9 protein-coding genes and 1 pseudogene are annotated in these 12290 nt (G+C 70.9%); 6 read left to right on the top strand and 4 right to left on the bottom strand.

Annotated elements, in window-relative coordinates:
* Positions 1 to 48: 48 nt before the first annotated feature.
* Positions 49 to 414, bottom strand: coding sequence for a MerR family transcriptional regulator (locus FNV62_RS46170; protein WP_143629542.1), 366 nt, complete (start codon positions 412 to 414; stop codon positions 49 to 51).
* Positions 415 to 505: 91 nt separating this feature from the next.
* Here FNV62_RS46170 and FNV62_RS46165 point away from each other — a divergent pair, with 91 nt between their 5' ends.
* Positions 506 to 994, top strand: a complete 489-nt coding sequence (locus FNV62_RS46165; RefSeq protein WP_143652384.1) for a hypothetical protein — start codon at positions 506 to 508, stop codon at positions 992 to 994.
* 297 nt (positions 995 to 1291) lie between these two features.
* Positions 1292 to 1843: a DUF3455 domain-containing protein gene (locus FNV62_RS46160; protein WP_143629540.1), complete on the top strand. Its 552-nt coding sequence runs from the start codon at positions 1292 to 1294 to the stop codon at positions 1841 to 1843.
* 25 nt (positions 1844 to 1868) lie between these two features.
* Here FNV62_RS46160 and FNV62_RS46155 read toward each other — a convergent pair whose 3' ends face one another.
* Positions 1869 to 3251, bottom strand: a complete 1383-nt coding sequence (locus FNV62_RS46155) for an ROK family transcriptional regulator (RefSeq protein ID WP_143604125.1) — start codon at positions 3249 to 3251, stop codon at positions 1869 to 1871.
* 169 nt (positions 3252 to 3420) lie between these two features.
* Between FNV62_RS46155 and FNV62_RS46150 the strand changes: the two genes are divergently transcribed.
* Genes FNV62_RS46150 through FNV62_RS46135 form a run of 4 tightly spaced genes read left to right on the top strand, consistent with a single transcriptional unit; the run spans position 3421 to position 8027 of the window.
* Complete coding sequence (locus tag FNV62_RS46150; RefSeq protein WP_097287772.1) at positions 3421 to 4737, top strand: ABC transporter substrate-binding protein; 1317 nt, start codon at positions 3421 to 3423, stop codon at positions 4735 to 4737.
* Positions 4738 to 4751: 14 nt separating this feature from the next.
* The gene (locus FNV62_RS46145; RefSeq protein WP_143629538.1) at positions 4752 to 5753 is read left to right on the top strand and encodes a carbohydrate ABC transporter permease; all 1002 of its coding nucleotides are present in this window, start codon (positions 4752 to 4754) and stop codon (positions 5751 to 5753) included.
* Positions 5746 to 6639, top strand: a complete 894-nt coding sequence (locus FNV62_RS46140) for a carbohydrate ABC transporter permease (RefSeq protein ID WP_143604123.1) — start codon at positions 5746 to 5748, stop codon at positions 6637 to 6639. The genes FNV62_RS46145 and FNV62_RS46140 overlap by 8 nt, the downstream gene beginning before the upstream one ends.
* A gap of 29 nt (positions 6640 to 6668) precedes the next feature.
* The gene (locus FNV62_RS46135) at positions 6669 to 8027 is read left to right on the top strand and encodes a GH1 family beta-glucosidase (protein ID WP_097287770.1); all 1359 of its coding nucleotides are present in this window, start codon (positions 6669 to 6671) and stop codon (positions 8025 to 8027) included.
* A 78-nt stretch (positions 8028 to 8105) separates the two neighbouring features.
* Here the strand turns inward: FNV62_RS46135 and FNV62_RS46130 are convergent, their stop codons facing one another.
* Together FNV62_RS46130 and FNV62_RS46125 are read right to left on the bottom strand one after the other, a co-directional pair.
* Entirely contained in the window at positions 8106 to 9089 is a 984-nt protein-coding gene (locus FNV62_RS46130) for a phosphotransferase family protein (protein WP_143629536.1), read from the bottom strand.
* A gap of 21 nt (positions 9090 to 9110) precedes the next feature.
* Positions 9111 to 12290: pseudogene (locus tag FNV62_RS46125) on the bottom strand (cytochrome P450).

The raw sequence follows: 12290 nt of genomic DNA, 5'->3' as shown, positions 1-12290 counted from the left end.
CGGGGTCGATTACCCCCGAGGTCATGCCTGCGCGTGCGCGCCCTGTGGTCAGCTCGGTCGGCCCATAGGCCGCAACGGGCACCCGGTGTCGACGCGCGTGGCCAGTTCGGCCCGCAGGGTGGCGAGTTCGGCCATGCGGGCGTCGATGACCTGGATCTTCTGCTCGAACAGCACGGACAGCGCCTCCGCGGAGTCCGGCGCCTCCCGCAACTCCTCGCCGTGCCGCGCGATCTCCGCGAGCGAGAATCCCAGCGTCTGCGCAGTGCGGACGTACTGCAACCAGGGCACCGCCTCGGCCGGGAAGTCGCGATAACCGTTGGCCAGCCGCCGACCCGTGACGAGGCCGACCTTCTCGTAGAACCGAATGGTGTCCCTGCTCATGCCCGCCTGCGCGGCGAGCTCTCCGATACGCATGTCCCTCCATCGGACGGCGGGCTTGACCTTGGACCGTACTCCACTGTTTAGCGTGAGGCATCGCTGCCCCGAGACCAGTTGGAGCCTCATCGTGATCCGCACCCTCGCCCCCGAACGCCCCGCCTATCTTCGCGCCGTACGGGCGAGCGCCTGGTACGACCTCGTCGTCACCGCGGGCTTCGCGACGCCGTGGACGTACGCTCTGGTGCACGATGCGCTGTCGTCGTCGGGCAACGCGCTCGGGCTGGGAGCCCTGCCCGAACTCGACCCGGTGCAGACGCTGTACGCGAATCTGATGGGCTCGGTCGTGGTGGTCTGGGCCGTCCTGCGCATCGTCCGGCCGCTGCCGGTGCACGGACTGCTCGACGGCATCGCGCGCACGCTGTTCGCGGCGTGGCAGGCGTACGCGCTGGCCCACGGTGCCATGCGGCTGCTTTGGCTGTTCTTCGGCGTCGAGGTGATGTTCGGCCTCGTCCAGTTGGTGCCGTGGTGGCGAACTCGGAAGACGAACCTGTTGAGCACCGAAGCCGGCCCGGCCGTTGGGCATCCACCCGCGGAGGGCCAGCGACAGCCGTCTTGAGGCACATGCACCGACGCCCCGAGTACGCGGCGGTGTGCCCGGCCACGTGCCCCGGAGACCCTCGTGGAGCCGAGACCCGTACGGCGATACTCCCTACTCGTCATCGCGTCGACGATCCCGGTACGGGTGGGAACGCCCCTCGGTGATCCCGCCGAGGACGCCGTGGCTGTCGCCCGGTCCGGCACGGCCGAAGAACGCCGAGGAACAGGGCGTTGCCGTGTGCGCACCGACGACAGCCCGCCCAGTCACCGCGGTGCCACTCGACCTCGTTCAGAAAACGTTCTGGAGACACATCCGATGAAGCTCGCCAAGCGTCTCGTCCTCACCACGACAGTTGTCGCCGCCGTGACCGCCGGCACGCTGTTCAGCGCGACGGTCGGCCAGGCCGCGACCTCGCAGCCCGCCCGCACCGGCGTCGACGCTCCCGCCGCGCTGAAGGTCCCCGACGGCAACCGGCTCACCGGCGTCTTCTCCGCCGCGGGCGTCCAGACCTACACCTGCGCCGACGGCGCCTGGAAGCTGCTGGAACCCGCCGCCACCCTGTGGGCCAAGAACGACCGCACCCACCGCCCCGTCGCCCTCCACTCCCGCGGCCCCGTCTGGGTGTCCACGGTGGACGGCAGCGCGGTCAACGCCGCCGCCATCGCCAACTCCCCCAAGACCGGCACCATCCCCGAGCTTCTCCTGCAGTCCACCGCCACGCGCGGCACCGGGGTCTTCGCCGGCGTCTCCTACGTCCAGCGCCTCGACACCCACGGCGGCGTCGCGCCCACCACCGCCTGCACCGGTACCGACCAGATCAGCGTCCGTTACTCGGCCACCTACGCCTTCTACAAGCCCGCCAAGTGACGCGGTGGGGAGCGACGGCCCCGGGTCAGTGCGGGGCGCGCTCCTCCAGGGCGGTGCGCCAGGCCGGGGAGGGGCCCTCGCTCACCGGCTCGGCGCGTCGGCCGCCCCGCGCGAAGAAGTCGGCGAGCGGCAGGATCGCGGCGCCGACGGTGACGGCGTCCGGGCCGAGCCGGCCGAGGTCGATGGAGACGCGCTCGGCCGGGTAGCGCAGGGCGTACGAGGCCGCGTACCGGCGGACGGCGGGCAGAAAGCGGGTGCCGAGCTGGAGGCCCGCCCAGCCGCCGATCAGGATCCGCTCGGGCTGGAAGAGGTTGATCAGGTCGGACAGGCCCGCGCCCAGGTACTCGGCGGTCTCCTCCAGGACGGCGAGCGCGACGGGGTCGGGCTCGACGCCCTCCTCGGCCGGGTAGGCCGCGGTGAGCATCGCGGTGAGCGCGGTCTCCTCGTCGGTGCCCTCGGGCGGGCGTCCGCCCTCCTCGCGCCAGCGGTCGAGGAGGGCCTCCGCGCCCGCGTACGCCTCCAGGCAGCCCAGGGCGCCGCACCGGCAGCGGCGCCCCCTGACCCGTACCGTCAGGTGGCCCCACTCCACCGAGCGGCCGTGCTCCACGTCCTCGGTGACCAGACAGGCGCCGACGCCCGAGCCGAAGAGGACGACGACCGCGTTGCGCGCGCCGCGTCCGGCGCCGAACCACATCTCGGCCTGGCCCAGGGTCCGGGCGCCGTTGTCCGCGAAGTACGGCACGGTGTCGGGGAGTTGGCAGGCCGAGCGGAGCAGGGACTCCAGCGGGACGGCGTCCCAGCCGATCGTCTGACCGTGCACCACCGCGCCCTCCTCGGGCGTACGGGCGACGATTCCCGGGACGCCGATCCCGACGCCGAGCAGCCGCTCGGGAGCGATGCCCGCCTCGTCCAGCACCTCGGCGACGCCGTCCCGGATGTGGCCGACGATGACATCGACGTCGTACTCCCGACGCTTCGAGGACGGTCCTCCGCCCAGCGACGGCCCCTCCACCTGGGCCGCCCCCTCGCCCTCCGACGCCCAGTCACCCGCGTACCCCTGCTGCTCCAACGGCCTCTCCGTGCGGGCGAGTTCGGTGAGGGTCAGGTCGAAGAGCTCGACGCGGACGCGGGTTTCGCCGACGTCGACGCCGATCATGTGGCCGCTGCCGGGTACGACCCGCAGCAACGTACGCGGCCGGCCGCCGTCGGAGTCGACGCTTCCGGCCTCCTCGACCAGACCGTCCGCGACGAGTTCCGCGACCACGTTGCTGATGGAACCGGAACTCAGGCCGGTGGCCGGGCCCAGCTCGAAGCGGCTCAGGGGGCCGTCGAAATACAACCGTTGCAGCACGGCGGTGCGATTGCCGCGTCGCAGGTCACGCACTGTTCGTCCGTTCCGCACCGCCATGAGAATCCCTTCCGGCCTGCCCGACCTGCAAGATACCCCTGCGCGATCCCTTGACGCGACTTTCTTCCGGGTCTTAACTCACGTCCTAAATTAAGACATGAGGGTCGTTCGAGAAGTGAACGCGGGCGCCCCTCGTGGCTCTTCCCCCGGGAAAGGGACATACGCAGCCATGCGCAGAATCCGAGCCGCGGCCGCCGGTGCGGTCACCGTCTCCCTGCTGACCGCCGTGACCGCCTGTGGTGGCGGCTCGTCGACGGGCGGTGGGTCCAACGACTCACCGAAGACGCTCACCTACTGGGCCTCCAACCAGGGCGCCAGCATCGAGGTCGACAAGAAGGTCCTCCAGCCGGAACTCGACAAGTTCGAGAAGCAGTCCGGGATCAAGGTGAAGGTGGAGGTCGTCCCCTGGTCGGACCTGCTGAACCGGATTCTCACCGCGACCACGTCGGGTCAGGGCCCCGACGTCCTGAACATCGGCAACACCTGGAGCGCCTCGTTGCAGGCCACCGGCGCGCTGCTGCCGTGGGACGCGAGCAACTTCGCCAAGATCGGCGGCAAGGACCGCTTCGTCGACTCGGCGCTCGGCTCGACGGGCGCGCAGGGCAAGGACCCGGCCGCGGTCCCGCTGTACTCGATGGCGTACGCGCTCTACTACAACAAGAAGATGTTCGCCGACGCGGGCATAGCGACGCCGCCGACCACCTGGGACGAGCTGATCGCCGACGGCAAGAAGCTGTCCAAGGGCGGCAAGTGGGGCCTGGGGGCCGAGGGTTCGAACCCCTCGGAGAACATCCACCACACCTTCGTCTTCGCCAAGCAGCACGGCGCCGACTTCTTCACCGCGGACGGCAAGCCGGACTTCACCTCGGACGGCACGGTCGCGGCGGTCAAGCAGTACATCGACCTGATGGCGAAGGACAAGATCATCGCGCCCGGCAACGCCGAGTACGCGCAGAACCAGTCCGTGAGCGACTTCGCCAAGGGCAAGAACGCGATGCTGCTGTGGCAGTCGGCGTCGGCCAACCTCAAGTCGCAGGGCATGAGTGACGACGCGTACGGCATCGCCCCGGTCCCCGTGCAGTCCGGCACCCCGGGAACCGGTACCAACGTCAACTCGATGGTCGCGGGCATCAACCTGGCCGTCTTCAAGAACAGCCACAACCTCGACGGCGCCACCAAGTTCGTGAAGTTCATGACGAGCGACGCCGAGCAGAAGATCCTCAACACGGCGTACAGCTCGATCCCGCCGGTGAAGACGGCCCAGACGGACGCCACCTTCAACACCCCGGCGAACGCGGTCCTCAAGGACACCTTGGCCAAGAGCGCCGCCGCGCTTCCGCAGGTCGCCGACGAGTCCCAGTTCGAGACGACGGTCGGTACGGCCGTCAAGACACTGTTCGCGGCCGCGGCCGCCGGACGCGCGGTGACCACCGAGTCGGTGAAGGCGGAGCTCGAGAAGGCTCAGCAGCAGATGCCGGCGAAGTGAGCGCGGACTCCCTCATGACCACCACGACCGCCGCCTCCGCCGACTCCGGCGAACGGGCGGTGCCCAAGGACTCCCCCGGGGCGGCGCGCGGACCGCGCCGCCCCGGGCGGATCCGGCGCATCGCACTGCCCTATCTGCTGCTCCTGCCCGCCCTGATCCTCGAACTCCTGGTCCACCTGGTGCCGATGGTGATCGGCATCTTCATGAGCTTCAAGGAGCTCACCCAGTTCTACATCCGCGACTGGGGCACCGCGCCCTGGTCCGGATTCGACAACTACAAGGTGTCGGTGGACTTCAGCGCGCCCGTCGGCAAGGCGCTGCTGCACTCGTTCCTCGTCACCGTCGGTTTCACCCTGCTGTCGGTGGGCCTGTGCTGGCTGATCGGCACGGCGGCAGCGATCTACATGCAGGACACCTTCCGCGGCCGCGGTCTGCTGCGGGCGCTCTTCCTCGTCCCGTACGCGCTGCCCGTGTACGCGGCGGTCATCACCTGGGTGTTCATGTTCCAGCACGACAACGGCCTGGTGAACCACGTCCTGCACGACCAGCTGCACCTCACCCACAAGCCGTCCTTCTGGCTCATCGGCGACAACAGTTTCTACGCCCTGCTCACCGTCTCGGTGTGGAAGGGCTGGCCGTTCGCGTTCCTCATCGTCATGGCCGGCCTCCAGAACATCCCCGGGGAGCTGTACGAGGCCGCCGCCCTCGACGGCGCCGGTCTGTGGCAGCAGCTGCGCCGCATCACCCTGCCGTCACTGCGCCCGGTCAACCAGGTGCTGGTGCTGGTCCTGTTCCTGTGGACGTTCAACGACTTCAACACGCCGTTCGTCCTGTTCGGCAGGACCGCTCCGGAGGCCGCGGACCTCATCTCGGTGCACATCTACCAGGCCTCGTTCGTCACCTGGAACTTCGGCACCGGATCCGCCATGTCGGTCCTGCTGCTGCTCTTCCTGCTCGTCGTGACGGGCGTCTACCTGCTGCTGACCTCCCGAGGAAGGAAGACGGCCGATGTCTAGCACCGCGCAGACGGCGTCCCGCGCCTCGAAGGCGCCCCGCTCGCCGATGGCTCCCCCGCGGTCCTTCCTCTGGTCCCGCAGGATCTTCCTCACCCTGCTCACCGGCTTCGTCCTGGTGCCGGTCTACGTCATGGTCTCCAGCTCGCTGAAGCCGCTCGCGGACGTCTCGGGGAAGTTCCGCTGGCTGCCGAGCGGGCTGACGATCCGCCCGTACATCGACATCTGGTCGACAGTCCCGCTGGCGAGGTACTTCCTGAACTCGCTGATCGTGGCGGGCGTGGCGACGGTCTGCTCGGTGGTGATCGCGGTCTTCGCGGCGTACGCGGTGAGCCGCTACAGCTTCCGCGGCAAGCGCGTCTTCACGGTGACCGTGCTGTCGACGCAGATGTTCCCCGGCATCCTCTTCCTCCTCCCGCTCTTCCTCCTCTACGTCAACATCGGCAACGCCACGGGCATCGCGCTGTTCGGCTCGCGCGGCGGCCTGATCCTCACGTATCTCACTTTCTCCCTGCCGTTCTCGATCTGGATGCTGATCGGGTACTTCGACTCGGTGCCGCGCGATCTGGACGAGGCGGCCCTGGTGGACGGCTGCGGGCCGCTCGGCGCGCTGCTGCGGGTGGTCGTGCCCGCAGCGATCCCCGGCATCGTCGCCGTCGCCGTCTACGCCTTCATGACCGCCTGGGGCGAGGTGCTGTTCGCGTCGGTGATGACCAACGACACCACGCGCACGCTCGCCGTCGGGCTCCAGGGCTACTCCACGCTCAACAACGTGTACTGGAACCAGATCATGGCCGCCTCGCTCGTGGTGAGCGTCCCGGTGGTCGCCGGGTTCCTGCTGCTCCAGCGCTACCTCGTCGCCGGCCTGACGGCCGGAGCCGTCAAGTGACCGACTCCTCATCCCCTGAAGGGACTTCCGTGACCATCGACCTTGCCGCACTCCCCGAGGACTTCCTGTGGGGCACGGCCACGTCGGCCTACCAGATCGAGGGAGCCGTCGCCGAGGACGGCCGCTCGCCGTCCATCTGGGACACGTTCTCGCACACCCCGGGCAAGATCGACAACGGCGACCACGGTGACATCGCCTGCGACCACTACCACCGCTGGCGCGAGGACATCACGCTCATGCGCCAACTGGGCACCAACGCCTACCGGTTGTCCATAGCCTGGCCCCGCGTGGTGCCGGGCGGCGACGGCCCGGTCAACGCGAAGGGGCTCGACTTCTACGACCAGTTGATCGACGCCCTGCTGGAAGCGGGCATCACCCCCTCCGTCACCCTCTACCACTGGGACCTGCCGCAGGTGCTCCAGGACCGCGGCGGGTGGCCCGCACGCGACACCGCACACCACTTCGCCTCGTACGCGGCGGTCGTCGCGGAGCGTCTGGGCGACCGTGTCCAGCACTGGACGACGCTGAACGAGCCGCTGTGCTCGGCCTGGATCGGCCATCTGGAGGGCCGGATGGCTCCCGGCCTCGCGGATCTGGCGGTCGCGGTGCCCGCCTCGTACCACCTGCTCCTGGGCCACGGCCTGGCCGTGCAGGCCATCCGCGCTGCTGCACCGGGCGCCCAGGTGGGCATCGTCAACAACCTCTCCAGCGTCGAGGCCGCCACCGACCGCCCCGAAGACGTCGAGGCGGCCCGCCGACTGGACGGACACACCAACCGCTGGTGGCTGGACCCGGTACACGGCCGCGGGTTCCCCGCGGACATGCGTGAGGTCTACGGAGTCGAACTCCCGGAGCTGCCGGGCGACTTGGAGACCATCGCGCAGCCCCTGGACTGGCTGGGCCTCAACTACTACTTCCCGTCCACCGTCGCCGACGACCCCTCAGGACCCGCGCCGCGCGTGCGCACGGTGCGCCGCCTGGGCGTTCCCCGCACCGGCATGGACTGGGAGGTCGACGCCTCCGGCATCGAGCGCCTGCTGCTGCGCCTCACCGACGACTACGGCGCCCGCAAGCTGTACGTCACCGAGAACGGCTCGGCCTATCCCGACGTCGTGCGCCCCGACGGCACCGTCGACGACCCCGAGCGCACGCGATACCTGGAGCAGCACCTCGCCGCCTGTGCCGCGGCGGCCGGCAAGGGCGTCCCCCTCGCCGGATACTTCGCCTGGTCGCTGCTCGACAACTTCGAGTGGGCCTACGGCTACGACAAGCGCTTCGGCCTCGTGCACGTCGACTACGAGACGCAGCGGCGCACGGTGAAGGGGAGCGGGCACCGGTACGCGGACATCATCCGGGCCCACGGGGAGCGCAGGCGCAACGCGGCCTGACGTACGTCCCGGCCTTCGCGCTGGACGCGCGTGTTCCCTCGAACGGAGCTCGCGTCCAGCCGAAGGCGAGGGACGAGGTCACCCCTTCGACGTGCGGGCTCCATGCCGGCCGATGTCGTCCAGGGCCGCCACGAGCTGCGGAGCCACCACCTTCCGGGTCCAGGCGACATCGTCGTCACCCACGGCGCGGGGCACGGTCTCGATGAGCATGATCAGGTAGAGGTAGCTGCGGTAGAGGGCGAGGCGTCGGCGGGCCGCGGTGTCGAAGTCCGCGCGGCCTCCCGCCTTCCGGTAGCCGGTCAGGAAGGCCGTATCGTCCTCGATGTCGCCGAGGAGGGCGAGGGAGACGAAGTCCGCCAGGGGGTCGCCCCAGAACATGCGCTCGCCGTCGATCAGGCCGCCGATCCGGGGTGTTCCTTCCGGCCGGTCCACGAGGATGTTGCCCGGCCACAGGTCGAAGTGGACCAGGCGGGGGGTGGTGACCTCCTCCAGGGCGTCGTACGCCGCCCTCGCGGTGCGGGCCACCTCGTCCACGGGCCGGGGCAGCCAGGCCCGATAGCGGCGGGCGTCGTCGAGGACGGCGTCGTACATGGTGGTGAAGGCGGTGCGCCAGTCAGGGGCGAGCGGGCCGAGGGCCCCGGACGGGTAGCCGAACCCGGGTCCGGTGACCTGGTGGAGCCGGGCCACCAGGCCGCCCAACTCCGCACGCAGGGAGGCCTGTTCGACAGGAGTGAGTGTGCCGTTCCACGACTGGCCCGGGCAGGCCGTCATGAGGAGGTGACGGTCCCCGGTGGCCACGACGCGCGGCGCCGGCACGTCGACGGTGGCCGCCGAACGGTAGAACTCCGCCTCGGACACCAGGAGTTCGTGCTCATGGCGCATGCCCGGGGCGGTCCGCGGGGGCGGGACCTTCAGCACATGGCGGGTGCCGTCGGTGAGGAGGAGTTCCTCGACGGTGTTGTAGGTGCCGCCGTCGAGCGGGCGGCAGCGGGCGAGGCGGTCCGGCGGCAGTCCGGCCGCCGCGAGGATCCGTCGCGCCCGCTCCCAGGAATCCTCCGTCATGCGCCCCACCCGCCCCTTCGATCACCCGGCCGCGTACACGTCCTCCACGTAACGCCCGTTCGCGATCAGCTCGTTCAGCCACCTCTCGGCGGTCGCCTCGTCCGCGTCCGGCGTACGGTCCCGGTACAGCGTACGGAAGGCCTCGCGGACGCCGGGTGCCATGCGCGAGCCGTCGCCGCACACGTACACCCGGGCTCCGGCCCGCAGCAGCTCCCAGATCTCGTCCGCCTCGGCGGCGATCCGGTGCTGCACGAAGGTCACACCGTCGACGGGCGCCGCGCTGAAGGCCGGGCGCAGGGAGACCGCCCCGGCGGCCTCGGCGGCGTGGAGTTCCTCCGCGTGGAGGTAGTCCGCGTCCGGGGCGTCGCAGCCGAAGTAGCAGAGGGCGGGCGGTAGTTCGGCTCCCGAGGTCAGCCGGGCGCGGCGGTCGGCGATGGCGCCGCGGAACGGGGCGAGTCCGGTGCCGGCCGCGACCATCACGACCGGCGCCGAGTCGTCGACGCGGAAGGCTTCCCGGCAGGGCTGGACGCGGGCGAGGACGGTGTCGCCGGGCTTGACCGCGTGCAGATGGCCGGAGCCGACTCCGGTGTACGTGCCCAGGCCGGAGCGGGCCGGGGCTTCCAGCAGGGAGACCATCAGGTCGGCGTGGCCGGGGTCGGTCGCGGGTGAGGACGACACCGAGTAGTGGCGGGGCCGCAGCGGGGTGAGGAGGTCGAGCAGGGCCGGCCAGTCCAGCGCGCCGCGCAGGGCGGGGTGGGCCTCGAACACCTCGACCAGGGTGCGTGGGTCGTCCACGAGCGCCGCGAGGGCCGTTCGTTCCGGCGGGCACGGGTTGGCCGCGGCGAGGGCGGTGAGCTGTTCGGGTGTGGGTCGCTGCCGCAACTCGACGTGATGTGTGAGGAGTTGATGTGCCGTCAGGGGACGGTCGACCGCGATGCCGTCGCGGCGCGGGCGGGTGGCGCGGATGTCCAGGACCGTGTCCAGGTCGAGGCCGAGCGCGGTGGCGGTCCGCTCGACGAGGTTCGGGTCGTTGACGGGAAGCACCGTGAGGTGGTCACCGGTGCGGTAGGTCGTGCCGTCGGGCAGGGCCAGACGGACGAAGCGCTTCGTGCGCGGATGCGTCGGCGCGGTGAGGTCGTACGCCTCGGTGACGGTCATGGGGAGCAGTCCGTGCCGCTCGGCGAGTGCGTCCAGGGGGCCGCCGGTCAGCGCCCGGACCTCGTACGCCGCCGTGGGCTCCACCGCATCGGTGGCGTCCGGGTCGCCGTACCGCTCCAGCAGCGCGGTGCGCAGCCGGGCCGTGAAAGTGCGGACGGTGCCGGCCAGGTCGCCCGAAGCGTCGGCCGCGGCGCGCTCCAGGAGCCGGGTGCCGCCCCCTTCCGCGAGGCGCTCGTCGATGCGGGCCGGAACGTGCTGGTAGGTGGCGGCCCAGTTGCGGTCACCGACGCCCAGGACGCCGTACGTCACGCCGGCGGTCCGCGGGGCGGTGTCGAGCCAGGCCGCGAAGGCGGTGGCGTCGTCGGTGGGCTGCCCGTTGTAGGAGGCGGCGGCGATGACGACGGGGCGGTCGGTGGGCAGCCCGTCGGTGTACGCGTCCAGCGGCGCCACCTCCGTGTCGCAGCCGATCCCGGCGGCCTCGTCGGCGAGCGAGGCGGCGAACTCGCGGCAGGTGCCGTAGTTGCTGCCGTGCAGGAAGAGGGCGCGGGTGCCGGGACGCACCCGGGTGGGCAGGGTGGACGCGTCGGCCGAAGCCTACGCCGGGTGCTGGGCGGCGGCGCCGGGCAGCGGCGCCTGGACGCGGTCGGCGGCCGTGCGCGGGGTGAGCGTGAGGGTGAACCCCTCGGGCTTGAGGGTGAGCGTCTCCTTGACCGTCAGCGCGTAGTCGGCGTGGTCGTGCAGCCGGTAGCGGTGGACGAGCATGGCGAGCAGCATGGTGGCCTCATGCAGGGCGAACTGCCGTCCGATGCAGGCGCGTTCACCGGTGCCGAAGGGCTTGAACGCGTGCGGGGAGCGCGCGGCCTCCGCCTCCGCCGTGAAGCGCGCGGGGTCGAACAGCTCGGGGTTGTCGCCCCACACCGGCTGCCGGTGCAGCATCGGGCCGAGCACGGTGACCGCCTGTCCGGCGCGCAGCGGGATCCGGCCGCCGAGCAGGGTGTCCTCCCGGGCGTGCCGGCTGAACGCGGCGGCGGTCGGCCACAGCCGCAGCGCCTCGTTGAGCACCTGCCGGGTGTAGGTGAGGCGCCCGATCTCGTCGAACGTCGGCTCGGGGTCGGCGGCGTCGCCCCACAGCGCGTCGGCCTCGCGTTGCACGAGCTGGAGCACGGCGGGGTGCTTGGCCAGGTAGTAGAGCGCGAACGACATCGCGCCGGAGGTGGTCTCGTGGCCCGCGATCAGGAACGTGATCACCTGGTTGCGGATGTTGGCGGTGTCGAGCGTGGTGCCGTCGGCGGGGTGCTCGGCGGTGAGCATCAGTCCGAGGAGGTCCCCGGCGTCGGCCGCGTTCGGTCCGGAGTCCACGCGGGCGGCGATCACCTCGTCCACGACCTGTGCGAGGTGGTCGGCGTCCGCGCGGAAGGCCGCGTCCGCCGCCGAGTGGTCACTGCCCGGCGTGCGGCTGAGCCTGGTCATGCTCCACTCCAGGCAGCGGACCATGGACTCGACGAAGGGGTGGGGCTCGTCGCGTTCGAAGGAGCCGAAGTCGTAGCCGAATCCGGCGAGCCCGATGGTGTCGAGGGTCATGCGGGTCATGTCGTCGGGGACGTTCACGGGCTGTCCGGCGCGGGCACAGCGGTCCCAGGAGTCGATCAGCCGGCGTGCGACGCGCAGCATCACGGGGTGGTAGGTGCGCATGGAGCCCAGCGCGAAGGCGGGCATGAGGATGTCGTGGGCCTTGGCCCAGTTCGGCTCGTCGTTGTAGGCGGTGAACAGTCCGTCGGCGGCGAACGCGCGGACGTTCTCCAGGGCGGGTCCGACGGCCTTGGCGAACCGGGTCTCGTCGGCCAGGTCGGTGACCAGGTCGAGATCGCCGACGAAGAGGGTGTCCCGGCCGTGCAGCCGTCGTACGAGCGCGGGGCCGTGCGCGCGCATCAGCTCCATCACCTGCTGGAGCGGGGTTCGGCCGGGTCCGGTGTCGGAGATGTCGACGACCGGTATGTCGTGGAGGGGGTGTGTGGGTTGCGGGTGCGGCGCGGTGGGGGACAT

It is taken from the genome of Streptomyces sp. RLB3-17, from assembly GCF_007113425.2.
Taxonomy (GTDB): Bacteria; Actinomycetota; Actinomycetes; order Streptomycetales; family Streptomycetaceae; genus Streptomyces; species Streptomyces mirabilis_D.
The sequence above is the reverse complement of the archived record's forward strand: the minus strand, read 5'-3'. Positions and strand labels throughout refer to the sequence as shown.